Source organism: Campylobacter sp. IFREMER_LSEM_CL2101 (assembly GCF_025771825.1).
In the GTDB taxonomy this organism is placed as follows: domain Bacteria; phylum Campylobacterota; class Campylobacteria; order Campylobacterales; family Campylobacteraceae; genus Campylobacter_D; species Campylobacter_D lari_C.
Genome location: NZ_JAKMQZ010000003.1, coordinates 114,982 through 138,697, shown reverse-complemented (window position 1 = coordinate 138,697; position 23,716 = coordinate 114,982). Strand labels below are relative to the sequence as shown.

23 protein-coding genes, 1 tRNA gene and 1 pseudogene are annotated in these 23,716 nt (G+C 28.0%); 15 read left to right on the top strand and 10 right to left on the bottom strand.

Features of this window, described 5'->3' with window-relative positions:
• Nucleotides 1–16: 16 nt before the first annotated feature.
• Nucleotides 17–208 (bottom strand): mini-MOMP protein, encoded by a 192-nt coding sequence (locus L8V88_RS03265; protein ID WP_039627274.1) that lies wholly within the window; start codon nucleotides 206–208, stop codon nucleotides 17–19.
• A 75-nt stretch (nucleotides 209–283) separates the two neighbouring features.
• On the opposite strand from L8V88_RS03265, the gene L8V88_RS03260 reads away from it, so the two are divergent.
• Nucleotides 284–1,621, top strand: coding sequence for a coproporphyrinogen III oxidase family protein (locus L8V88_RS03260; protein ID WP_263726759.1), 1,338 nt, complete (start codon nucleotides 284–286; stop codon nucleotides 1,619–1,621).
• Nucleotides 1,622–1,645: 24 nt separating this feature from the next.
• Here the strand turns inward: L8V88_RS03260 and hemJ are convergent, their stop codons facing one another.
• From hemJ to glmM, 3 genes are read right to left on the bottom strand one after another with little or no spacing between them, the layout of a single operon-like run.
• Nucleotides 1,646–2,095, bottom strand: a complete 450-nt coding sequence (gene hemJ, locus L8V88_RS03255; RefSeq protein WP_263726758.1) for a protoporphyrinogen oxidase HemJ — start codon at nucleotides 2,093–2,095, stop codon at nucleotides 1,646–1,648.
• The gene (lspA, locus tag L8V88_RS03250) at nucleotides 2,089–2,544 is read right to left on the bottom strand and encodes a signal peptidase II (RefSeq protein WP_263726757.1); all 456 of its coding nucleotides are present in this window, start codon (nucleotides 2,542–2,544) and stop codon (nucleotides 2,089–2,091) included. The genes hemJ and lspA overlap by 7 nt, the downstream gene beginning before the upstream one ends.
• A complete protein-coding gene (glmM, locus tag L8V88_RS03245) occupies nucleotides 2,537–3,874 on the bottom strand; it encodes a phosphoglucosamine mutase (RefSeq protein ID WP_214116308.1) in 1,338 nt (445 codons plus the stop codon). Before glmM ends, lspA begins: the two co-directional genes overlap by 8 nt.
• Before the next feature lie 132 nt (nucleotides 3,875–4,006).
• Here glmM and L8V88_RS03240 point away from each other — a divergent pair, with 132 nt between their 5' ends.
• The 4 genes from L8V88_RS03240 to L8V88_RS03225 all read left to right on the top strand — a co-directional run bounded on the left by L8V88_RS03240 (nucleotide 4,007) and on the right by L8V88_RS03225 (nucleotide 6,785).
• On the top strand, nucleotides 4,007–5,182 hold the full coding sequence (locus L8V88_RS03240; protein WP_263726755.1) for a YdgA family protein: 1,176 nt from the start codon (nucleotides 4,007–4,009) through the stop codon (nucleotides 5,180–5,182).
• Nucleotides 5,179–6,369 (top strand): replication-associated recombination protein A, encoded by a 1,191-nt coding sequence (locus L8V88_RS03235; RefSeq protein WP_114640745.1) that lies wholly within the window; start codon nucleotides 5,179–5,181, stop codon nucleotides 6,367–6,369. The genes L8V88_RS03240 and L8V88_RS03235 overlap by 4 nt, the downstream gene beginning before the upstream one ends.
• A gap of 45 nt (nucleotides 6,370–6,414) precedes the next feature.
• Nucleotides 6,415–6,490 (top strand) — tRNA-Val (locus L8V88_RS03230).
• Between the two features lie 157 nt (nucleotides 6,491–6,647).
• Nucleotides 6,648–6,785: a hypothetical protein gene (locus tag L8V88_RS03225; protein WP_263724155.1), complete on the top strand. Its 138-nt coding sequence runs from the start codon at nucleotides 6,648–6,650 to the stop codon at nucleotides 6,783–6,785.
• Here the strand turns inward: L8V88_RS03225 and L8V88_RS03220 are convergent.
• The 5 genes and pseudogenes from L8V88_RS03220 to L8V88_RS03200 form a co-directional block, all read right to left on the bottom strand.
• Nucleotides 6,766–7,971 (bottom strand): LlaJI family restriction endonuclease, encoded by a 1,206-nt coding sequence (locus tag L8V88_RS03220; protein WP_263724154.1) that lies wholly within the window; start codon nucleotides 7,969–7,971, stop codon nucleotides 6,766–6,768. The two genes, L8V88_RS03225 and L8V88_RS03220, sit on opposite strands and share 20 nt — an antisense overlap.
• Nucleotides 7,964–9,373: an McrB family protein gene (locus L8V88_RS03215; protein ID WP_263724153.1), complete on the bottom strand. Its 1,410-nt coding sequence runs from the start codon at nucleotides 9,371–9,373 to the stop codon at nucleotides 7,964–7,966. The genes L8V88_RS03220 and L8V88_RS03215 overlap by 8 nt, the downstream gene beginning before the upstream one ends.
• Nucleotides 9,345–10,113, bottom strand: a pseudogene (locus tag L8V88_RS03210) (hypothetical protein). Before L8V88_RS03210 ends, L8V88_RS03215 begins: the two are co-directional and overlap by 29 nt.
• Complete coding sequence (locus tag L8V88_RS03205; protein WP_263724152.1) at nucleotides 10,100–11,362, bottom strand: DNA cytosine methyltransferase; 1,263 nt, start codon at nucleotides 11,360–11,362, stop codon at nucleotides 10,100–10,102. Before L8V88_RS03205 ends, L8V88_RS03210 begins: the two are co-directional and overlap by 14 nt.
• Before the next feature lie 438 nt (nucleotides 11,363–11,800).
• A complete protein-coding gene (locus tag L8V88_RS03200) occupies nucleotides 11,801–12,421 on the bottom strand; it encodes a DUF305 domain-containing protein (RefSeq protein ID WP_214115518.1) in 621 nt (206 codons plus the stop codon).
• 120 nt (nucleotides 12,422–12,541) lie between these two features.
• On the opposite strand from L8V88_RS03200, the gene L8V88_RS03195 reads away from it, so the two are divergent.
• Entirely contained in the window at nucleotides 12,542–13,174 is a 633-nt protein-coding gene (locus L8V88_RS03195; protein ID WP_257938969.1) for a hypothetical protein, read from the top strand.
• 2 nt (nucleotides 13,175–13,176) lie between these two features.
• Here the strand turns inward: L8V88_RS03195 and ruvC are convergent, their stop codons facing one another.
• Nucleotides 13,177–13,653: a crossover junction endodeoxyribonuclease RuvC gene (ruvC, locus tag L8V88_RS03190; RefSeq protein ID WP_039619511.1), complete on the bottom strand. Its 477-nt coding sequence runs from the start codon at nucleotides 13,651–13,653 to the stop codon at nucleotides 13,177–13,179.
• 122 nt (nucleotides 13,654–13,775) lie between these two features.
• Between ruvC and dnaA the strand changes: the two genes are divergently transcribed.
• From dnaA to L8V88_RS03145, 9 genes are all read left to right on the top strand, one after another.
• Nucleotides 13,776–15,104, top strand: coding sequence for a chromosomal replication initiator protein DnaA (gene dnaA, locus L8V88_RS03185; protein WP_039617029.1), 1,329 nt, complete (start codon nucleotides 13,776–13,778; stop codon nucleotides 15,102–15,104).
• Nucleotides 15,105–15,237: 133 nt separating this feature from the next.
• Nucleotides 15,238–16,305, top strand: coding sequence for a DNA polymerase III subunit beta (gene dnaN / locus L8V88_RS03180; RefSeq protein ID WP_039617031.1), 1,068 nt, complete (start codon nucleotides 15,238–15,240; stop codon nucleotides 16,303–16,305).
• A 9-nt stretch (nucleotides 16,306–16,314) separates the two neighbouring features.
• Nucleotides 16,315–18,633 carry a DNA topoisomerase (ATP-hydrolyzing) subunit B gene (gene gyrB / locus L8V88_RS03175; RefSeq protein WP_115644741.1) on the top strand — a complete coding sequence of 773 codons (2,319 nt, stop codon included), beginning with the start codon at nucleotides 16,315–16,317 and terminating at the stop codon, nucleotides 18,631–18,633.
• Nucleotides 18,634–18,641: 8 nt separating this feature from the next.
• Nucleotides 18,642–19,637, top strand: a complete 996-nt coding sequence (locus tag L8V88_RS03170; protein WP_263726753.1) for an adenosine deaminase — start codon at nucleotides 18,642–18,644, stop codon at nucleotides 19,635–19,637.
• Nucleotides 19,634–20,161 carry a hypothetical protein gene (locus L8V88_RS03165; protein WP_263726751.1) on the top strand — a complete coding sequence of 176 codons (528 nt, stop codon included), beginning with the start codon at nucleotides 19,634–19,636 and terminating at the stop codon, nucleotides 20,159–20,161. The genes L8V88_RS03170 and L8V88_RS03165 overlap by 4 nt, the downstream gene beginning before the upstream one ends.
• Before the next feature lie 47 nt (nucleotides 20,162–20,208).
• Nucleotides 20,209–20,880 carry an urease subunit beta gene (ureB, locus tag L8V88_RS03160; protein ID WP_039617037.1) on the top strand — a complete coding sequence of 224 codons (672 nt, stop codon included), beginning with the start codon at nucleotides 20,209–20,211 and terminating at the stop codon, nucleotides 20,878–20,880.
• Entirely contained in the window at nucleotides 20,877–22,574 is a 1,698-nt protein-coding gene (ureC, locus tag L8V88_RS03155) for an urease subunit alpha (RefSeq protein WP_263726750.1), read from the top strand. Before ureB ends, ureC begins: the two co-directional genes overlap by 4 nt.
• Complete coding sequence (locus L8V88_RS03150; protein ID WP_039624994.1) at nucleotides 22,574–23,041, top strand: urease accessory protein UreE; 468 nt, start codon at nucleotides 22,574–22,576, stop codon at nucleotides 23,039–23,041. Before ureC ends, L8V88_RS03150 begins: the two co-directional genes overlap by 1 nt.
• A gap of 2 nt (nucleotides 23,042–23,043) precedes the next feature.
• On the top strand, nucleotides 23,044–23,712 hold the full coding sequence (locus L8V88_RS03145; RefSeq protein WP_263672934.1) for an urease accessory protein UreF: 669 nt from the start codon (nucleotides 23,044–23,046) through the stop codon (nucleotides 23,710–23,712).
• The last annotated feature ends 4 nt before the right edge of the window (nucleotides 23,713–23,716 follow it).

Sequence of the window (23,716 nt, the reverse complement as noted above, 5' to 3'; positions counted from 1 at the left end):
CTTTAAGGCTTAGTTGTTAATGCATTTGAATTTGAATTCTTTGATTAAAATTATTATTTCCTCTATCTTTTGGGCTATTATGCTCAAAGCGATAACGCATACTACCTGAAACATTAACATCTTGGAAAATTTCATCTAAAGGCGCAGAATTTGACACGCTTATAAGCCCTAATAAAAATACAAAAAATGCTATAAAAATCTTTTTCATTATAAAGCCTTTGTAAAAATATGATACAATTATAGTCTTTTTAAATAACTACAAAATGAAATTTTTAGGAAAAATATGAATTTTTTACAAAACTTAGCTCTTTCTTACTCACACAAGGCTATGCAAAAATCTTTAGAGAATGGTTTTAATGTTAAACTTTTAAAAAAAGGACAAGAAAAAAAAGTTAATCCAAAAAAATCTTATATGCTTTATGCTCACATACCATTTTGTCATACTTTTTGCCCATATTGTAGTTTTCATAAGTATTATTACAATGAAGATTTAGCAAAAAGATATTTTGAAAGTTTAAGAGAAGAAATCAAACAAATCAAAGACAAAGGATTTGATTTTACTTCTATGTATGTGGGTGGTGGTACTACTTTAATCAACGAAGAAGAGCTTGCTAAAACTTTAGAACTTTGCAAAAAATTATTTAATATCAAAGAAATTTCTTGCGAGAGCGACCCAAACCATATCGAACCTAAAAAATTAGAAATGTTTAAAGGGCTAATAGATCGCTTAAGCTGTGGTATACAAAGTTTTGACGATGATACCTTAAAAAAAGTAGCAAGATATCATAAATTTGGCTCTAGCAAAGAACTTCAAGAAAAACTCTCTAAAGCCATAGGTGTGCTTCCTATTATGAGTCTTGATTTGATTTTTAATTTTCCTTCTCAAACTAAAGAGCAATTGCTCAATGATTTAGAAATAGCCAAAAGTTTAAAACCTCAACAAATCACAACTTATCCTTTGATGAAATCAAACCTCACAAAAGATAATATCGCAAAAACTTTAGGAGTAAGTTTTAAAGATAATGAATTTGAGTTTTATAAAATCATTGTAGATTTTTTCAAAGATTATGAAAGAAATAACGCATGGTCATTTTCTTTAGAAAAAAGTAGCTTTAATGATGAGTATGTAAGTAGCCATCATGAGTATTTAGGCGTTGGAAGTGGGGCTTTTAGCTTTTTAGATGGAGAACTTTTAATCAATGCTTTTAATTTAAATGATTATTCTAAACTCATCAAAGAAAAACAAAATGCAAATATTGCTAAAGCTAATTTTGGCAAAAAAGAAATCATCAAATATGTCTTTTTAACCGAAATGTTTACTGGTAAAATCGAAATTGATAAATTTAACAAAACTTTAGATTGTAATTTAGAAAAAGATCTTTTCATCGAACTTTTAGGCCTTAAACTAAGTAAAGCTATAAAAAAAGAAAACAATACTTTATATACAAGTGAATTTGGACGTTATTTGTTTATGGTCTTGATGAAAGATTTTTACACAGGTATGGATTTGGTGCGTGCTGTATTTAGAGATGATAAACGCTTACAAGATAAAGAACGCATTAATATCATGCAAGAAAATGTTGATCCACTTGATTTTAAAAGTATGGAGTTTAAAGGATAAAAAGCCTTAAAAAAAGGCTTTTTACTAAAACGGTCTTACCACCATCATAATAGCGATGATTATAAATAATATCGTTGGAATTTCATTATAAGCTCTAAAGAATTTTCCACTTTTTTGGCAAGTATCATTTTGAAGTTGTCTATAATAATAATAATTTTGCAAATGATAAATGATCAAAAGTAAAGCACAGGTTAATTTAGCATGCATATATCCACCTACCATTAACACATCTTTATTAGCCATCATCATTAAGCTTCCAGTGATTGCAGCAGCTATCATAGCAGGAGTTTGGATATAAAAATACAATTTTCTTTCTTGAATTTTCACCACTTCCACAAAGCCTTTATTGTCTTTATGCTCTGTGTGATAGACAAAAAGTCTTGGTAAATAAAACATTCCAGCCATCCATGAAACAAAAGCCAAATAATGCACCATTTTAATCCATAAATACCATTCATTCAAAAAATCTAACATTTTTCTCCTTTTTTATTAAAAATTTCTTTTATTAAAATCAAAGCTACGCTAATGTTTATCATCACATCAGCAAAATTAAACACAGCAAATTCAAACCACTTATGCCAAAATACAAAATCCACCACGCCTATATGCACAAAGCGATCAAGTAAATTTGAACAGCCAGCAGATAGCATAATAGCAAAAGCGATCAAATGCGTTTTAAAAAACTCTTTTTGATAAAGTAAATACCCAAACAAAGCCAAAATAAAAACAAGCTGTATGTATTTTAAATACTCTCCCAAAAATGCAAACATTGAAAAGGCCACACCGGTATTATAGGTTAAAACTAAATCAAAAAATTCACCCTTATACTCAAGCCCTTGTAAAAACAAATACTTGCTTGCTTGATCTAATATAAAAATCAAAGCAAAAACAAGCCAAAATTTTAAAGACAAGATTTTAAGCATTCAATGCTTTCATAAAAAAGCTTTCTACAGCTTTCATTTCTTTTTCTAAAAGCTTAATATCTTTTGCTTCAAGCAATAAGCGTATTAAATTTTCTGTACCTGAATACCTAAACAAACTAGCAATTCCTTTTTTTTCTAAATCTTTTTTCAATTCATCTAAACCTGCAAGCTTACTTAAGTCTTTTTTCTCTGAAATTTTAAGATTATGTAAAAGTTGTGGATAAGGCTTAACTTGATTTAAAATTTCACTTGCACTTTTTGCTTCACTAAGCATTAAAGCGCTAAATTGTAAAGCAGCTACCAAACCATCTCCAGTTTTTGCATAGTCACTAAAGATAATATGCCCACTTTGCTCTCCGCCAAAATTTCCACCGCATTCTTTGAGTTTTTCAAGTACATATTTATCGCCTACATTGCAAGTTTCATGTGTGATTTTGTGTTTAGTTAAAAACTCTTTTAAAGCACCATTACTCATTATAGTGCTAACTACGCTTGATTTTAGCTTGCCTTGTTTTTTTAAAAATAAAGCTAAAACACCCAAAAGACTATCTCCATGGGCTACTTCGCCTTTTTCATCCACAACAACCAAACGATCCGCATCCCCATCAAAAGCAAAACCCACATCTGCTCTAAATTTCTTTACTTCTAAAGCTAAATTTAAAGGATGTAAAGCCCCACAATTTTCATTGATATTTAAACCATTTGGCTTATCATTGATCACAATCACATCTGCACCAAGTTCTTTAAAAACCGTAGGTGCTACCTTATAAGAAGCTCCATGAGCCACATCTAATACAACGCGTAAAGATTTTAAAGTCAGTTCTTTAGGAAAAGAATTTTTTATAGAAACAATATATCTTCCTATCACATCATCAATTCTTTTTGCTTGACCAATTTGTGATTTTGTTGTTCTTGCTTCTTCTATGAGTTTATCATTAAAATAAATTTCTTCTATTTTTGCTTCTGCTTGCTCATCAAGTTTATTTCCATGTGCATCAAAAAATTTAATGCCATTATCATAGTAAGGATTATGCGAAGCTGATATCATAATCCCTGCATCACAACGCATATCTTCAGTTAAAAACGCAATAGCAGGTGTTGGCATAGGACCTATTTCTATAACATTATATCCTATAGAAGTAAGTCCTGAAACGATAGCATTTTCTATCATATAACCGCTTCTTCTTGTATCTTTTCCTACTAAGATATTATTTGTAAGGGCTTTGTCTTTAAAATAAATTCCAGCAGCCATAGCCAAACGCATAGCTAAAAATGAATCCAAAAACTCCCCTGCTTTACCGCGTACTCCATCTGTTCCAAAAAGTTTCATTTTTTTTACCTTTGATTTTAAATAGTGCAATTATAAGAAAAAAAGTTAAGTAATGTATAAATGTAAGAATTTTATAAACATTAGTTAGTAATAAAAATATATAATTTTTAAAATTTCACTTAAGGAAAATGAATGAAAAAAATCATCGCAGGGGTTGTAGTAGTAGTTTTACTAGCTATAGGGTTTTTTGCCTCAGCTTCTTACATTAACTCAATCAATGGAAAAATATTTGCTCAAATGAGCCAAGATACAGCATATTATAGTGTTGAAGATGCTAACTACACCAAAGGACTTTTAAATTCCAAAGGAAGTTTTATAGCTACACTGAATGACTTGCCTTATAGTTTTAAAGTGAATGTGGATTTTTCTAATAATTTTTTTGCAAGTAACAATGCTATCGTTTCTATTTTAAATGAAAATGAAGACTTAAAAGGCATTTTCCCAAATGAAGAAATCTTTAAAATCTTAGTTAGTGCAAAAGGTGGAGACATTAACATCAATGCAAAAATAAATGATATTAATTTTACGCGCAATGATACAAATTTAGTTTTAAATAACACATCTTTTAAGATTACAGGTTCTGAGGAATTTGTAAAAAATATGGAACTTAATCTAGGTTATGTTTTGTTAGAACAACTATCTCATGAAGAAAAATTAGAAGCAAAAAATATCAAAATTTCTGAATTTCCTATACAAAAATTAAGTTTTAGTGATATTTTTAGCCCTAGTAGAAATAGTGAGCAAAATATAAGCATTGATAGTGCTAATTTTATAAGTTCCATTGCTTTTGACTTTGATAAATTAAAAATTTTTGCAAAAACAGCTCAAAATGCTCAAAATGATTATGATAGTGTTTTAAAACTAGATTTAGCTAAATTTAACCTTGCAAATGAAAACTTTATGCTAAATAACATTAACTTAGATATGAATTTTAATAATCTTTCTAAAAAAGCTTATGATAGTTTAGTGCAAAACTCAAACACTGATATTTTCTCTATGATGCTTTTAGCAAGTCAGTTTTTAAAAGCAAACCCGCAAATCATCTTAAATAACCTAAGCTTTGAAAAAGAAGGTAAAAAATTTGACGCAAATGGGCAAACTATTTTCACTGAAAATAATATAAAATCACAATTTCACGCAAACACTGAAATTCTTCCTAGTCAATTTTGGCCTGATTTTGCAAATTTTGATACTTATTTTGTAGATAATAATGGCTCTTATGTACTTGATTTTATCTATGATGATTCTAATAAAAGTGATGTTACAACTATCATTAATGGTGAAAGACTTACCATAAATCCACAATGACAAATTTAAGCTTAACTTTTCGTCCTAAAACTTTAGATGAGGTTTTAGGACAAGAAAATTTAGTAGAAATTTTTAAAAAATTCATACAAGTTTCAAAACTCCCTCATAGTGTATTTTTTGGGCCAGCAGGTTGTGGAAAAACCTCTTTTGCAAGGGCTATAGCGTATGAGTATAAACTAGACTTTTATGAGTTTGATGGAGGAAATTTTAAGCTTGAAGAACTTAGAAAAATACTAAGTAATTATGAAAATTCTTTATATAAACCTTTGATATTTATCGATGAGGTACATAGGCTTTCAAAAACTCAACAAGAAATGCTTTTAATCCCTTTGGAAAATCAAAAATGCCTTTTCATAGGTGCAAGCACTGAAAACCCTTATTTTACTTTAACTTCAGGTATAAGAAGTAGAAGCATGCTTTTTGAATTTAAAGGTTTAGAGTATAAAGACTTAGAAAAACTTGCCACAAAGGTACAAGAAAAACTCCAATGTAAAATCGATGATGATGCCAAAGACTTTTTAATCACTTCTAGTGCAAATGATGCAAGAAGCTTTTTAAATTTATGTGAGTTTGCTTTGGCTTTAGATAGCACTCATATCACGCTTGAAACTTTAAAAAAATTAAGAGCAAATGTTTTAAGCGATGGTACTTCAAGTAAAGACACACACTATAAACTAGCTAGTTCTATGATAAAAAGCTTAAGGGGAAGTGATGTAGATGCGAGCTTGTATTATCTTGCAAGGTTGATCGATGGGGGTGAAAGTGCAGATTTCATCGCTAGAAGATTAGTGATATTTGCAAGTGAAGATATCTCAAATGCAAACCCACAAGCACTTAATCTAGCCACAAGCACACTCATAGCAGTAAAAAACATAGGCTATCCTGAAGCTAGAATCATCTTAGCTCAATGTGTGGTATTTTTAGCAAGTTCGCCCAAGTCAAACTCAAGCTATCTTGCTATAAATGAAGCGCTAAATTATGTGCAAAACAACCCCGCATTAAAAATACTCCCTTATCTTGATAATAACAACCCTCAAAGAAAAAACTACCTTTACCCGCATGATTTTGGTGGTTGGGTTAAGCAAAGATATCTAGAAAAAGATTTGAAATTTTATCATAGCAAAGGCATAGGCTTTGAAGCACAGCTAGACTTATGGCTAAATGATATGAAAAAAGTTAAAAAGTGATTTTAAGCACAATGTAAAAATATTTTTATATAATTTTCATTTTTTGGTTCCGTAGCTCAGTTGGTAGAGCACCACCTTGACATGGTGGTGGTCGTTGGTTCAAGTCCAATCGGAGCCACCATTTTTTATTTCTTTCGATTTCTTTAATTTCCAAAAAATGCTTTCAAAATGCTATATATAAACAAACTAAATGATCTTTGATTTCAATTAATTTCTTTTGTGTTATAATTATTTTCAATTAATTAAGGTCATTATTAGGGTTCTTTATAAGGAAAATAATGGCAAACATAGCAAAACAAAGCTTACAAGATAAATATATTAAAAATTTAAAATCTAGTGATAAACGATACAAAAAAGCTGTAGGTAATCCAAAAGAGCTTTATATTTTTGTATATCCTAGTGGTCAATATCGCTAATTGCTGTAATTAATTGTTCTTTATGTGTAGAACCAATCTTATCATAATTATAAATTAAAAATCTAGTATCTACTAAGAGGCCTTGAATTTCTGTGTAGCTTTTGCTGTTTTTCCATTCAATAGTAGCTTTTCCAATATTTTCAAAAATACCATTTATTTTAACTTCAAAATTATTATTTTGTTTGTTATACGGCATCAAAAAAATATTATATATCTTATTATTTTTTGTTTTATATTCTGTATATTCACCATAAGCTACCTGTTTAATTATATCACTACTTTGCGGCAATCCTTTTAATTTTACACCATATTTGTAGTATTTTGCATCTAATATATAGATTTTGCCATCATCAATCATAATAGTATCAGGTTGTAATGAGCTATTATCTTTATTATCTGTATATTTTAATTTCCACTGAGTTTTTGGAAAATATTCATCCTTATCTGTAGCACCAAATGCTCTATCTATCATCTTTTCCCAAATAGTATGAAAAGCCGTTGTTCCAAATTTAAACTCGCTCTCTTTTAAGGATTTATCACTTTGTAAAAGCATATCTCTCATAGAACTAAAAAGTAATCGTTTTTTATCATCAAATGTATTATCTAATTTACTTTGCAAAACATAAAGACATTGATTTTTATTTATTGGTAAGTTGTATTTTGGTGGCATAAATGAATTGTAAGCAAAACCAAATTTGCAAAATGCCTCATAAACACAATATCTATTTATAGCTGTAATTAACCCATTTTTATTGGCTTGATTTTTTTTAGCTTGAAACTGCATATAAATTACAGAATTATTATTTTGGATGTTAGGGCGATTTTTATTAATCGTTCTAGCAAAGTTTATCTTACCTTTTGTAGTGGTTTGATAGATATTTTCTCGCTCGGTATAGTAACCGTGAGAAAGAAAATATTCTATGATATTTTTATACGCAATAAGTGGAAATGATTGCTCGATCTGTTCGTTTTTATTATCTACAAAATAAGATTTTGTATGAGATTTGTTAAATTTTAAAAGTACAGATATTAGTTTTCTAATATCTGTTCTTATATTCTTGTCATCACAATCTAAGTTAATCCCTAGTGGAAAGCAAATTTGAAGCTTATTTTCTTTACTTCTAATACCAACAAAATTATCGTCTAATTCATTGTCCATAAAGCAATGCTCCCTTAAATTAAACATATAACATAGCCTTAACATCATCGATAAAAATATCAAATTGAGATTTTCCATCTTCATTAACAAATCTTTCAATGACTTCTTCTAGTGTGTGGTATTTATTTTTATTAAAAAGTTTATCTTTGTCAAATTTAAAAACATCATCCCAAAGATATTTTAAAACTTTGTGAGCAAATTTTTCTTTACTTTCTAGGTCATCATTTCTTACAAAAAATACACCAAGTCTTTTATCTTCCATGGAGTTAACATCATTATCGCTTTTGGATATGATCGAATTTATAGTTTTACAAAATTTTTGCCAAGTAACATCGGTATTTAAAATTTTCTTATCTATAAAATTTTTATATTCATTGTATTTTTCTTCACTTTCAAACTCTTTTTTATTTTTATCAAAAGAATTTCTAATAAGTTGCATAGAAAATCTACGCTGAAAAGCAGTATCAAGTGTAAAGACATTTTGATCACTTGTATTCATTGTGGCAATTATCCATAAGTTTGATGGAATCTTTATATGTCTTTGTGTATTACCTTTATAAACTATTTTTGCTATATTATCATTATTTATAGCATAATTACTATTTCCATCTTCATCTCTATCAAGTAGTTGAAAAACTTCACCAAATATTGCAGGAGCATTGCCACGATTTATTTCATCAATAACTAAAATATATTTACCACTTGGGTTATTGTATGCTTTTTTTAAAATATTTGTAAAAGGTCCAGGTATAAAATCATAACTTACGATTTCATCTTTTACAATAGGCATTATTTGTCCTACAAAATCACTATATGAATAGTCAGGATGAAAAACTAATTTTTCAAAGATATATTCATTTTGTGGATACTTTATTTTTATAGTATGACTTTTACCACTACCTGGCACACCATACAAGATGATATTTTCTCCACCTTTTTCTCTTAAATTTTCATCAATTTCTACACTGTTGTTATTGCTAGTATTGTTAAGAAAATTTGGCTCTTCATTATCACTATAAGCGAGTAAGTGTAAATTATCCCATCCGTTTCTAGTCTTAAATTGTGGATTATTTACCAAATCTAATAAAACTTGATATCTTGCATCATTTTTTGTAATAATTTCAAGCATATATTTTTTTGATCCAATATATGCAAACAGTAATATATCATTAATACTAAGTTGATAACTAGGCTCAGTTTGGACAATTTCAGCAACTTCTGCATTTATAATCTTTTTAATATCCCCGCCAAGTCGTGGATCTGTTGATGTTAGTATTTTTACCTCACCACTTTCGTTTGATAAAGTACCTTTCATTGATATTATTTCTTGATCTTTTGCACTACCAAAAAAACTATGTAATATATATTGCTTTATACTGATTTGTTTTTCAATACACTGTTTATCTACTTTTCTTAAATAAATTTTCACTTTTTATCCTTTTTATTTAATTCATTTTTTATAAATTTGCCCCATTGTTCAGCTATTGCCTTAGCAAATCCAGGAAAAGTTTTACTTCGCCAAATTTGTCTTTCTTTGGCTGATTTTGTTTTAGTTAATCCATCACTATACCATTTGGCTATACGTTTACCACTTTTAAACTCTATAAATTCACCTGGTTCAACTATATTTGTATATTTAAGCAGTGGTAGATTTTTTAGCCAAAGACAAGTCTTTTTACTTGCACTGTCACCAAAGTGATATGGTTGAACTATTTGGTCTGCTTTACGGTAACGAGTATTCATAATACCTATAGGATTTTCTATAGCAATATATGGGATTTCCACCTTTGTTAAGTCAATGAAAAATTTAACTGCTATTTCTCTATCTTTTGCTCTATTTGGAAATTTTGGATGTGGTCTGCGCTTTGCTATCGGTAAATCTTTATCATCAGGATGATAATACCATTTTGCACCACTAACTGCTAAAAAAGTACAAGGTGGATGTGCTATCATCATATCCCACTTTTTTACATTAATATTTATTCCACTTTGTGTTATGCCACCTTTATTTTTTATAATACTAAAAATATCATGATTAAAATGCCATTCTGGATGATTACCACTGCACTCTAAAAGGTCACAACTATAAGCATTAAAACCAAGTTTACGAAATTCGATACATACCCTTTGACTCTCTTCACAAGCCACTATTATATTAATTTCTCTCATCTAAAACCTTTGCCACTGCTAGTGCTATATGTTTTGCAAAATTCACAGGGACTGCATTACCTATCATTTTAAAACAAGATCCTTGTGAACCTATAAACTCAAAATCATTTGGAAAAGTTTGTAAAATAGCAGCTTCTCTTATCGTAATAGAACGATTTTGTTTTGGACTAGGATGAATAAACATAAAACCATCTTTTTGTAAATGTGATACAAGTGTAGGACTTGGTTTATCCCATTCTAAATTTCGATATTTATTATGTTTTGAGATTTTCCCTGTAATTTTAGTATAAAAATCAAGTTTTTCTTTTGTAGTAGCATTATTCATACTATTTTCTACCCAAAATTTCATAGCTTTTAAATCACGCTGGTTATTAAATCGAGGAAAATTTTGAGTTAAATTAAAATTACTAACTAATTCATGAGATATATTTTTACCATCTATTTTAATTGGTATTTTTAATGGTTTAAATTTAGGAAGATTTTTTAACACATCTTTTAGCATAAGTGGTGGATTTTTTGATTTTAGATTATTGAGTATTGTGTAAAAATCTGTCAGTTTTTGTTTTTTTTCATTATTTTTTTTAACACCAAAAATTATTACACGATTTCTAATTTGTGGTACATCATAATCATTACTATTGTAAATTATATCTTTCATTTGATTTGGATTTTTTATATCATAGCCAATTTTAGCAAAAGCACTATAAATTCTATGTGTTATAAATTTATTACCAGGTTTAGCACTTAACATACCAGGCACATTTTCAAAAACAAAGCACTTTGGCTTATAATAATCTACAATTTTTGCAAAACTCTCAAAAAGATAATTTCTGTAATCATTTTTCATAGAATTTTTATCTTGAGCTCGACCTGCAATAGAATAAGCTTGACAAGGTGGACCTCCAATGATTATATCAATGTTTTTACCATTTAATAAACCATTTAATCCATATTTTGCAATATTTTCATCATTATCATTAATATAATTTTTTAATGATTCTTCACTCCATGAGCCATTTATTAATTCATCAACCTTTTGAATGTCAAATCTAATAACTCTTTTTTTAGCTTCTTTTAAAGTAAAATTAAAACGCTTTACTAAATCATTTCTAAGAGTTTCAACCATAGGCTTTTCCCATTCAATGTGGGCTAATATATCAAATCTATTTGTTTGTTTAAAACCTAATGATAATCCACCAGCACCAGCAAATAAGTCGATACAAGTATATTTTTCATTTTGCTTTTCCACTATTTATGCTCTCTCATATTTAATAATAATTATCATTTTTTATTACAATAACATACTTAATACTAATTTTATAACAAGTGATTTGTTAGTTTCTACAAATACTCTTATATAAACTTTTTAAAATTCTCTTTTTTATAATATTTTTAATTCTCTTATTTTCATATACTTAATGAATTTTATGAATAATTTGTACTAAATTTTATATTTTATAATTTTGTGATTATACATTACAAATTATAAAAAAACATAAATTATGTAAATATTAGTATGTTATATCAATTTTATAACTTATTTGTTTTGTAATTATCAATTAATTGAAAACTATTATAAAAGTTATTTAAATTAATAATTTTAAAGACAAAATAGCCAACACAATGTTTAATATGATCTATGAAAATGCAAAATGATATCTAGGTAGTTTTACCAAACTACCTATTTTTACATATATTTTAACAAATTCGTAAATTCTTGAATTTCTTTTTCTTGATCTAAAATAATTTTTTTCGCTATATCAGTGATAGTTTTGTCTTTAGAGTAAAATAAAATTTGTTTTGAAGCATCTACCGCGCCTTGATGATGTGCTATCATCGCTTCTAGAAAGTCTTTATTGATGTTTTTGCTTTCTTTAACCGAACTCATTAAAATCATCATTTTTTGCATTAACTCTTTTTCTTCTTGAACGAATTTTTTATAAGTTTCTTCATCAATTTGAGTTTTTGTATAAAGATTTTTATCTAGAATTTCTTGAAATTCTTGAATTTCTTTTTCTTGAGCTTTGATGATATTTTGAGCGATTTTTTTCATCTCTTCACTTTTTGTATGTTCTAACAAAATCTTAGATGAGTCAATAGCACCTTGATGATGTGGAATCATATTAGCTAAAAAATCTCTTTCTATATCATTACTTTGTACTAAAGGATTTTTCATCATAGGTTCATGCATACTCATCATGATTTGTGATGAAATACTTCCAGAAGCTCCATGATGAGCATGGTGAGAATTTGCAGCAAATAAAGCACTTGCTAAAACTAAACTTGAAACTATAGTTTTTATTTTCATTTTTTTCCTTAAACTTTTAATTTAAAATCAAAAATATATAAAAATATCACAAACTAAAATTAACAAAAAAATTCAATTTTTTTTTGTTATAATTTATTTAAAAATACACAAGGATGGAAAATGCTTAGAGAACTACTTGAGATAAAAAAAGAAATGGAACCTATAATTCATGATTGTTCAGTAAAAATTCAAGTAGCCGCAAGAGAAGTAATCGTAAGAAAAAGAGAATATGAAATTTATGGGCCTATGATAGATAGAGTATATCTTGATAATGCCATTTATATTAAAATTTTTGGTAGTGGGCGTGATACAAAAAGTACTAAAGTAGATATTAAAAACGGCCTATATATGGTGTATGTAGCTCCTGATAAACCAACCAATCAAGAAATCATGAATAAATTAAAAATCGCATTTGAAAGTATAGATAATAAATTCATTTCAAGAATTTTAGAACTCAATAGAAGAATGAAAGAAGTGATTAATAAAACCCAAGCAACCCTAGCAAAAGCATCTAATATGAATGTTTTAATAGAAACTAACCTAGGCGAAGCAAGTGCTGCACATAAGTTTGTAATCACTATCAAATATTTAAAAGATAATCAAAAATTAGAATTAAAAAATTCAAAATCTGCAGGAAGCTTTAGAGATACTAAAAATCACATTAACCTAGTAGTAGAAAAAAGTACTGATTCAGCTATATGTGAAAAACTTTTACATGATGTTGAAATTTATTTTATAGGAAATGGAAAATAAAATTACTTTTTTACTCTCAAATTTGCTAAATGTGTCAAAGCCACCGCAATAGCATCTGTAATATCAAGTGGCTTAATATCTTTTGAAATTCCAAGCAATCTTTTTACCATGAAAGCTACTTGCTCTTTAGTAGCTTTTGCTTTACCTGTTACGGTTTTTTTCACTTGCAAAGGTGTATATTCTGCAAATTCTCCATGAGTTTGTAAAATTTTTAAACTCAAAGCTCCACGAAATTGAGCTAGTTTTAAAACCGTTTTTGGATTATAAGCAAAAAATATATCTTCTATAGCTACCTCATCAAATTGATGATTTTTAAAGATTAAATCAAGTCCTTCACATAATTCTGTGATTTGATACTGCAAATCATTAGGTTTGATTTTGATAAGCCCTGCTTCTATGAGTTGATTTTTATTATTAATTCTTTCTACAATAGCATATCCACAATACCTAGAACCAGGATCTATCCCTAAAACTTTCAAACTTTTCACCTTTTTATTCACATAGATGTGAAATTTAAATTTTTATGTGAATAATTTTAACCATTTTTTATAAAAAATAAGCTAGAATTTTAAGTTTTACATCATAATTTATAAGAAAAATAATGAATATAAAAGATTTTTTACTTGAATTTAAAACTGAAATTAGCAATAACGAATATAATACTTACATTTCTCACTTACAATTTAGTGAAAAATTAAGTAAAAATAATATCTTAGTATTTATCGCACCAAATCATTTTTTGGCTAAATTTATACAAACAAAATACGCACAAAAATTAGCTTATTTTTATGAAGTAAAAACAGGGATTAATCCTCAAGTTAAAATCATCACAAATGATCAAAAGGTAGAGAAAAAACATTTTTCTACAGATATTTCACAGATTAAATTTCAAAGTACTATTTTAAATCCTTCTTTTACTTTTGAAAGTTTTGTTGTAGGAGATTCTAATCAATTTGCCTATGCAACCTGCAAAGCCATTACCGATAAAAGCAAACTTGGAAAATTATATAACCCTATCTTTATCTATGGCCCTACAGGACTTGGAAAAACTCACTTGCTTCAAGCTGTCGGAAATGTGTGTTTGGATAATGGATATAAGGTTATTTATGCTACAAGTGATAATTTTATCAATGATTTTACCATGCATTTAAATAACAAAACCATGAGTAAATTCCATGAAAAATACAAAAATTGCGATGTTTTACTCATCGATGATGTGCAGTTTTTAGGTAAAACAGACAAAATTCAAGAAGAATTCTTCTTTACTTTTAATGAAATCAAAGAAAAATTTGGACAAATCATCATGACAAGTGATAATCCTCCAAATATGTTAAAAGGTATAACAGAACGCTTAAAAAGCCGTTTTGCAAATGGGATCATTGCAGATATCACTCCACCTCAACTTGATACAAAAATCGCAATTATCAAGAAAAAATGCGAATTTAATGCTATTTATCTCAAACCTGAAGTCATAAGCTACATCGCTACTTCAATGGGAGATAATATCCGAGAAATAGAAGGCATGATTACAAATCTAAATGCCCAAGCAAGGCTTTTTAACCAAGAAATCACTTTAGAAATTGTTAAAAGCTTTATGAAAGATCACATTAAAGAAACAAAAGAAAATATCAGTGTTGAAGATATACTTGCCGATGTTTCAAAAAGCTATAATCTTAAACCTAATGATATAAAATCAAATAAAAAAACACAAAATATCGTTATGGCAAGAAGGGTTGTGATATATTTAGCAAGAGAACTTACAACTATGTCTATGCCTCAACTTGCTAGATTTTTTAATATGAAAGATCATACGGCCATTTCACATAATATTAAAAAAATTCAAGAGCTAATGAGTGAAAATGAAAACTTAAAAGCCATAGTAGAAGAATTAAGAAATAAAATTTTGACAAAAATAAAAAGCACCCTGTGAATAAAAGTGAAAAACAAAAAATTTTATTCTATGAGTAAAATTTCTATAAAAAAAGACTTTTAAAAAGCATTTCACATTTTCACATTGCTTATTATTATGATAAAATAAATTTAAAAAAACAAAGGAAGTAAAAATGAAAATTAGCATTAATAAAAACACTTTAGAATCTGCCATAGTTTTAACTAATTCTTATGTAGATAAAAAAGACTCAAGCAATATCGCTTCTCACTTACTTTTTGAAGTAGTTGAAGATAAACTAATCATAAGAGCAAGTGATTATGAAATAGGTATTAATTATAAAATCAAAAAAATCAAAGTTGAAAGTGCAGGTTTTGCAACTGCTAATGCTAAAAGTATTTTAGATATTATAAAAAGTTTAAATAACGAAGATGTAGTCTTAGAAACCATAGAAAATTTCCTTTTTATTAGACAAAAAGGAACTAAATATAAACTTCCTATGTTTAATTATGAAGATTTCCCAAATTTCCCAAGTACTGAAGGAAAAGATAAATTTGATATTGATTCAAGTGATTTAAGTAGATCTTTGAAAAAAATTCTACCTGCAGTTGATACAAATAATCCAAAGTATTCTTTAAATGGTGCTTTACTTGATATAAAAACTACTCATATTAGTTTCGTAGGGACAGATACTAAACGCTTAGCAGTTTTCACGCTAAATAAAACAAATGAAAAAGAATTTAACCTTTGTATTCCTAAAAAAGCTATTTTAGAAATGCAAAAAATCTTTTTTGAAAAAATTGAAATTTATTATGATGAAAATATATTGATTGCAAAAAATGATAATTTTGAGTTTTTTACAAAACTTATTAATGATAAATTCCCTGATTATGAAAGAGTAATTCCAAAAAATATCACAAAAGAATTCATTTTTAAAACTGAGGAATTTATGGATGCATTGAAAAAAATCAATGTAATCACTGAAAAAATGAAATTAAATTTCCATAAAGATAAACTTGTATTTGAAGGTATTAGTTTAGATAATATGGAAGCAAAAACTGAACTTGAAATGGAACTTAATATAGATGAGGAATTTAATCTTTGCATTAAAAATAAATTTATTACTGACTTTTTAAATTCTATTGAAAGTGAAACATTCAAACTTAGCATAAATGAACCTCATATGGCGTTTTTAGTTTCAAGTGAAGAATTACAAACTGTAATTATGCCAGTTATTTTATAAGGAAAATAAATGCAAGAAAATCAAAATTACGGCGCAGGAAATATTAAAGTTTTAAAAGGCTTAGAAGCTGTTAGAAAACGCCCTGGTATGTACATAGGTGATACCAATATAGGCGGTCTTCATCATATGATTTATGAAGTAGTAGATAATTCTATCGATGAAGCTATGGCAGGTTTTTGTGACACGATTAATGTAGAAATTACCACAGAAGGTTCTTGTATAGTAAGTGATAATGGTAGAGGAATTCCTGTAGGAATTCACCCTACTGAAAATATCCCTACTTTAACTGTAGTTTTAACCGTACTTCATGCAGGTGGAAAATTTGATAAAGATACTTATAAAGTTTCAGGTGGTTTACACGGGGTTGGTGTGAGCGTTGTAAATGCTTTATCAAAAAAATTAGTTGCTACAGTACATAGAGATGGAGAAATTTATCGCCAAGAATTTTCAGAAGGTAAAGTCACAAGCAATTTTGAAACCATAGGTAAAAGTAAAAAAACAGGAACAATCATAGAATTTTGGCCAGATGATCAAATTTTTGAAGTGACTGATTTTGATTATGAAATTTTAGCTAAAAGATTTCGTGAACTTGCATATTTAAATCCAAAAATTACTATAAATTTTAAAGATAACCGCGTAGGAAAAGCAGAAAGTTTTCATTTTGAAGGTGGTATAAGCCAGTTTGTTACAGATTTAAATAAAAAACAAGCTTTAACTAAGGCAATATTTTTCAATGTAGATGAAGAAGATGTAAATGTTGAAGTAGCATTGCTTTATAATGATAGTTATAGTGAAAATTTACTTTCTTTTGTAAATAATATTAAAACTCCAGATGGTGGAACGCACGAAGCAGGTTTTAGAATGGGCTTAACTCGTGTTATTAGTAATTACATTGAAGCAAATGCTAGTGCTAGAGAAAAAGACTCTAAAATCACAGGTGATGATGTAAGAGAAGGTTTGATAGCAGTTGTAAGTGTAAAAGTGCCTGAGCCACAATTTGAAGGACAAACTAAAGGAAAATTAGGTTCAAGTTATGTTAGACCTATAGTTTCTAAGGCTTCTTTTGAGTATTTGACAAAATATTTTGAAGAAAATCCTATCGAAGCAAAAGCTATCATGAATAAAGCTTTAATGGCAGCTCGTGGTAGAGAGGCAGCTAAAAAAGCTAGAGAATTAACCCGTAAAAAAGAAAGTTCAAGTGTAGGAACTTTACCAGGAAAATTAGCTGATTGTCAAAGTAAAGATCCAAGTGAAAGTGAAATTTATTTAGTTGAGGGTGATAGTGCAGGAGGTTCTGCAAAACAAGGTAGAGAAAGAACTTTCCAAGCGATTTTACCTTTAAGAGGTAAAATACTCAATGTTGAAAAAGCAAGACTAGATAAAATTTTAAAAAGTGAACAAATTCAAAATATGATCACAGCCTTTGGTTGTGGGATCGGTGATGAGTTTGATATAGAAAAACTAAGATATCATAAAATCATTATCATGACAGATGCTGATGTAGATGGTTCTCACATACAAACTTTGCTTTTGACATTTTTCTTCCGTTTTATGAATGATCTTGTAACAAATGGACATATTTATTTAGCTCAACCACCTTTATATCGTTATAAAAAAGGACAGAAAAAAGAAATTTATCTAAAAGATGAAAAAGCTTTAAATGATTATTTGATCGAAACAGGTATAGAAAGTTCTACTTATGAGGGCATAGGATTAAATGATTTAAAAGATTTTCTAAAAATCGTTGCAGCTTATAGAAGTGTTTTAAAAGAATTAGAAAAAAGATTTAATGTGATTTCAGTGATTAGATATTTGATAGAAAATCCTGATTTGATAAAAGCTTCTAATGAAGAATTATTTAAAGTCATAAAAGAATTTTTAGAAAAACAAAATCATAATATATTAAATTCATATATCAATGAAAATGAAATTCGTGTTTATGTGCAAACTGAAAATGGTTTAGAAGAGCTTATCATCAATGATGATTTATTTGCTAATCCTTTATATGAAGAGGCAAATTATATTTATCAAAAAATCAAAGATAGAGATTTAAAATTTGATAAAGATATTTTAGAAATTTTAGATGAAGTTGAAAAAAATGCTAAAAAAGGTGCTTATATACAACGCTATAAAGGTCTTGGTGAGATGAATCCTGAACAACTTTGGGAAACAACTATGGATCCAAGTAATCGTCGTTTATTAAAAATCACCATAGAAGATGCTCAAAGAGCAAATGATACTTTTAACCTTTTTATGGGTGATGATGTAGAACCACGCCGTGAGTATATACAAGCTCATGCTAAAGATGTTAAACATTTAGATGTTTGATTTTTAAAATGAAAACTTTTTTACAAAATATTCCAAAAGTAGAATTGCACTTACACATTGAAGGCTCATTAGAGCCTAAAATGATGTTTGAATTAGCTAAAAGAAATAATATTGTTTTAAAATATAAAAGTGAAGATGAGATACAAAAAGCTTATGATTTTTCAAATTTACAAGATTTTTTAGATATATATTATCAAGGTGCAAATGTCTTACAAACTAGGCAAGATTTTTATGATTTAACCTTTGCTTATATGAAAAAATGTAAAGAGCAAAATGTAGTTCATACTGAAATTTTCTTTGATCCTCAAACTCATACTGCTAGAAATATAGCTTTAAAAGATGTTATAGAAGGAATTTGGCAAGCTTTGCAAAAAGCAAAAGAAGAATTTGGAATTTCAAGTTTTTTAATTGCTTGTATTTTAAGGCATTTAAGTGAGGATGAGGGTTTAAAAACTTTAGATGAGCTTTGTTTATATAAAGATAAGATTAAAGCCATAGGACTTGATAGTTCTGAAATCAATAATCCTCCTTTTAAATTTAAAAATTTATTTCAAAAAGCTAAAGAAGAAGGCTTTTTGTTAGTTATGCATGCGGGTGAAGAAGGAAGTAGTGAGTATATCAAACAAGCTTTAGAGCTTGGTGTAAGTAGAATAGATCATGGCGTAAGGTGTGAAGAAGATTTAGAACTTGTAAAACAATTAGTAAAAAGTCAAATTCCACTAACAATGTGCCCTTTATCGAATGTAAAATTAAAAGTTTTTCAAAATATGCAAGAACATAATATTTTAAAACTTTTAAAACAAAATTTCTGTGTTTGTGTAAATTCAGATGATCCAGCGTATTTTGGAGGATATATTTTAGAAAATTTTATAGCCTTAGATGAAGCTTTTAAACTTAGTAAAGATGAGGTTAAAAAACTTTGTATTAATGCCATTAATGCTTCTTTTTTACAAGAAAATGAAAAAGAAAATTTAAGAAAGCTAATTTTTAATTTTCAAGGATGATTTTTTTACTTGGGGGAGAAAGTCACACAGGTAAGACCTTGCTTGCTCAAAAACTTCTTGAAAAATTTTCTTATCCTTATTTGAGTTTAGATCATATAAAAATGGGTTTGATTAAAGGAATGAAAAATTTTCCTTTTAAAGTAGATGAGGATGAAAAAATAGCTGAGTTTTTATTTCCTATTGTAGATGGTATAATTCAAACTTGTATAGAAAATAAACAAAATTTAATCATTGAAGGAATTTATCTTACTCCAAAAAAGCTACAAAAATTTCAAAATCATTCTGATGTTAAAATACTTTATATCATTTTTTCAAAAGAATATATTTTACAAAATTATGAATTAATCTATCAAAATGAAAATGCTATAGAAAAGCGTTTATTTAGTGAAAAAGAAGAAATAAACACTCTTATTTTAGATCATCAAAAACTTAAAACTCAATGTGAAAATTTAAATCTTCCTTTTATAGAAATTCAAAAAGACTATGAAACTGAATTAAAAAATGCAATAGAATTTTTTGCCTAAAAGCAAGTAAATAGTTATATAATATCTAAAAAATTATAAGGATTAAAATGCATTTTACTCAGCAGCAATTGCAACGATTAATGCTTCATTATGCAGGGAAAATCGCTAAAGATAGAAAAGAGCAAAAAATAAAATTAAATTACAATGAAGCTTTAGCTTATATATGTTATGAATTAATGGAACTTGCAAGAAAAAATTTAAGTGTAAGTGAATTGATGAGCATAGGAAAAACTTTACTTACAAGTGAAGATGTGATAGATGGTGTTGCAAGTATGCTTGATGAAATTCAAATAGAACTTCCTTTTGAAGATGGTACAAAATTAGTTACTATACACGAACCTATAGCAAATGATGATAAAATAAAAGCTGGAGAGATATTTTTATCATCAGAATTTATTGTGCTTAATGAAAATAAAACTTCTATAGAAATCAAAGTAAGCAATAAAGGTGATCGTCCTATACAAGTTGGCTCGCATTTTCATTTCTTTGAAGTTAATCGCTTTTTGTCTTTTGATAGAGAAAAAGCTTATGGTAAAAGGTTAAATATCGCTTCAGGAACAAGTGTGAGATTTGAACCAGGTGAAGAAAAAACAGTAAGTTTAATAGAATTTGGTGGTTTAAAAAAGGTTTTAGGTTTTAATAATCTTTGTGATGATTTTATCAATGATGAAAATAAAACTAAAGCTTTATCAAAAGCAAAAGAGAAAGGATTTCTTTGATTAAGATTAGCAAAAAAGACTATGTGAATATGTATGGTCCAACAACTAATGATAGAGTAAGATTAGCAGATACAGATTTAATTTTAAGAGTAGAAAAAGATTATACTTTATATGGTGAAGAAGTTAAATTTGGTGGTGGTAAAAATATCAGAGATGGTATGGCTCAAAGTGTGAGTGAGGGAGACTTTCCGGATTTAGTTTTAACTAATGCTTTGATTGTTGATTATACTGGTATTTATAAAGCAGATATTGGGATAAAAAATGGTTATATAGTAGGTATAGGAAAAGCAGGCAATCCTGATATACAAGATGGAGTTGATCCTAGTTTAGTTATAGGTACAAGTACAGATATTATCGGTGCAGAAGGTTTAATAGTAACTGCAGGTGGTATTGATACTCATATACATTTTATTTCTCCAACTCAAATTGAATGTGCTTTATATAGTGGTGTTACTACTATGATAGGAGGTGGCATAGGACCAAGTGAGGGAACAAATGCTACAACTTGTACAAGTGGGGTTTATCATATACATTCTATGTTAAAAGCTACGCAAAATTACCCTATGAATTTTGGCTTTTTAGGTAAAGGAAATTCAAGTAATAAAAATGCTTTAAAAGAGCAAATTATAGCTGGTGCATGTGGCTTAAAAATTCATGAAGACTGGGGTGCTACTTCTAGTGTGATTGATGCTAGTTTAAATATAGCTGATGAAATGGATATACAAGTAGCCATTCATACAGATACTTTAAATGAAGCAGGTTTTGTAGAAGATACGATTAAAGCTATTAATGGTAGAGTTATCCATACTTTTCACACTGAAGGTGCAGGTGGTGGCCATGCTCCTGATATTATTAAAATGGCAGGTTTTGAAAATGTTTTACCTGCAAGTACTAATCCTACTATGCCTTTTACTAAAAATACCATTGATGAGCATTTAGATATGCTTATGGTTTGCCATCATTTAGATAATAAAATCAAAGAAGATGTTGAATTTGCAGATAGTAGAATTCGTCCTGAAACTATAGCAGCAGAAGATAAACTTCATGATATGGGTGTTTTTAGCATTATGAGTAGTGATTCTCAAGCTATGGGACGCGTAGGTGAGGTGATTTTAAGAACATGGCAAAGTGCTGATAAATGTAAAAAAGAATTTGGTGCTTTGAAAGAAGATAATGATTTAGATGATAATTTCCGTATTAAACGCTACATAGCAAAATACACTATAAATCCTGCTATTGCACATGGGATTGATAGTTATGTTGGTTCTATTGAAGTAGGAAAATTTGCTGATTTAGTGCTTTGGCAACCTAAATTTTTTGGAGTAAAACCAAAGCTTATTTTAAAAGGTGGCTTGATAGTAGGTGCAAAAATAGGCGATGCTAATGCTTCTATCCCAACACCTGAGCCTATTATCTATGAAAAAATGTTTGGTGCAAATTTAAATGAAAATGCCTTACATTTTGTTTCTAAAGTTTCTTTAGAAGCTAATATTCCTGAAAAATTAAGCTTAAAAAGAAAATGTGTTGCAGTAAAAAATTGTAGAAATATCACTAAAAAAGACTTGAAATTTAATGATAAAGTTCAAGATATAGAAGTAAATCCACAAACTTATGAAGTAAAAATAAATGGTGAGCTTATTAGCTCTAAGAGTGTTGATTCTTTAGCTTTAGCTAGAAAATATTTTATGATTTAATGATTTTACTTCAAAATAAAATAACGCATTATGATTTAAACAAAGAATGCGATTTTTTAGAGCTTAGTTGGTTTGATACTTTTAAAAAGATATTAAGAACAACGACTTTAAAAGGACTAGATGTCGCTATAAAAATGCCTGATAATAAAGGTTTAAATCATAATGATTGTTTATATGATGAGGATTTTTTGATTTTAGTAAAAATTAAACCTGAAAAGGTTTTAAAAATTCACATAGAAAATGAATACAACCTTGCTTTAATAAGTTATCAAGTGGGTAATATGCACTTAAATTTATTTTATAAAGATCATAAACTCATTACTTTAGAGCAAAACTCTATCATAAGGTTTTTAGAAAAATTTAATATAAAATACGAAAAATGTGAGGAAATTTTAGAACCAAAATATATGCTTGATATGCCAAGTTTTATCCAAGTTGATCCAAATTTTAAACTTATCAAAGAGTAAAGATGAATAAATTAAATTTTTTACTTTTACAAATTAGTGATTCTTCTTTTCCTATAGGAGCTTTTTCACATTCTTTTGGTTTAGAATCTTATGTGAATTTTGCTTATATAAAAAATATAGAAGATGCTAAAAAAGTTTTAAAAACTCAGCTTTATTCTAATATTTTGTATTTTGAGCTTTTAGCTTTGAAAATAGCTTATGAAAATGCAAATGATGTAAAAAAATTACTAGTCTTTCAAAGAAAATTTTTATCAAGTATAGTTGCAAAAGAACAAAGTCAAGCTTATGTTTTTTTAGCTAAACGCTTTGTAAAAAATGTAAGTCTTTATGGATTATCAAATCCTTTATTAAATCAATACATTAAAGAAAATCAAACTCCTATTTATCCTTTTGTGTATGCTTTATTTTGCAAAGATAATGAACTTGATTTTATGTATGAAAGTTTTTTGTTTGCTTTAATGAGTAATTTTGTTAATATTCTTGTAAAAATCGTGCCTTTATCACAAAATGAAGGGCAGATTTTACTTTTTCAATTACAGCAAGATTTTCAAAAGGTTCTTTCTAAATTACAAAATTTAACTTTAAAAGATTGGTGTGAAAATCACAATATCTTAAATGATTATTTGGGTATAAAACACCAAAATTTAGCATTTAAAATTTATATTTCTTAAAAGG

Coding starts and splice junctions, on each gene's coding strand:
- L8V88_RS03265 (WP_039627274.1), bottom strand. CDS start 208: ATGAAAAAGATTTTTATAGCATTTTTTGTATTTTTATTAGGGCTTATA.
- hemJ (WP_263726758.1), bottom strand. CDS start 2,095: ATGTTAGATTTTTTGAATGAATGGTATTTATGGATTAAAATGGTGCAT.
- lspA (WP_263726757.1), bottom strand. CDS start 2,544: ATGCTTAAAATCTTGTCTTTAAAATTTTGGCTTGTTTTTGCTTTGATT.
- L8V88_RS03165 (WP_263726751.1), top strand. CDS start 19,634: ATGATTTTTTTACTTGGGGGAGAAAGTCACACAGGTAAGACCTTGCTT.
- L8V88_RS03240 (WP_263726755.1), top strand. CDS start 4,007: ATGAAAAAAATCATCGCAGGGGTTGTAGTAGTAGTTTTACTAGCTATA.
- L8V88_RS03150 (WP_039624994.1), top strand. CDS start 22,574: ATGATTTTACTTCAAAATAAAATAACGCATTATGATTTAAACAAAGAA.
- glmM (WP_214116308.1), bottom strand. CDS start 3,874: ATGAAACTTTTTGGAACAGATGGAGTACGCGGTAAAGCAGGGGAGTTT.
- L8V88_RS03260 (WP_263726759.1), top strand. CDS start 284: ATGAATTTTTTACAAAACTTAGCTCTTTCTTACTCACACAAGGCTATG.
- L8V88_RS03170 (WP_263726753.1), top strand. CDS start 18,642: ATGAAAACTTTTTTACAAAATATTCCAAAAGTAGAATTGCACTTACAC.
- ureB (WP_039617037.1), top strand. CDS start 20,209: ATGCATTTTACTCAGCAGCAATTGCAACGATTAATGCTTCATTATGCA.
- L8V88_RS03235 (WP_114640745.1), top strand. CDS start 5,179: ATGACAAATTTAAGCTTAACTTTTCGTCCTAAAACTTTAGATGAGGTT.
- dnaA (WP_039617029.1), top strand. CDS start 13,776: ATGAATATAAAAGATTTTTTACTTGAATTTAAAACTGAAATTAGCAAT.
- L8V88_RS03225 (WP_263724155.1), top strand. CDS start 6,648: ATGGCAAACATAGCAAAACAAAGCTTACAAGATAAATATATTAAAAAT.
- gyrB (WP_115644741.1), top strand. CDS start 16,315: ATGCAAGAAAATCAAAATTACGGCGCAGGAAATATTAAAGTTTTAAAA.
- dnaN (WP_039617031.1), top strand. CDS start 15,238: ATGAAAATTAGCATTAATAAAAACACTTTAGAATCTGCCATAGTTTTA.
- L8V88_RS03145 (WP_263672934.1), top strand. CDS start 23,044: ATGAATAAATTAAATTTTTTACTTTTACAAATTAGTGATTCTTCTTTT.
- L8V88_RS03195 (WP_257938969.1), top strand. CDS start 12,542: ATGCTTAGAGAACTACTTGAGATAAAAAAAGAAATGGAACCTATAATT.
- L8V88_RS03220 (WP_263724154.1), bottom strand. CDS start 7,971: ATGTTTAATTTAAGGGAGCATTGCTTTATGGACAATGAATTAGACGAT.
- L8V88_RS03200 (WP_214115518.1), bottom strand. CDS start 12,421: ATGAAAATAAAAACTATAGTTTCAAGTTTAGTTTTAGCAAGTGCTTTA.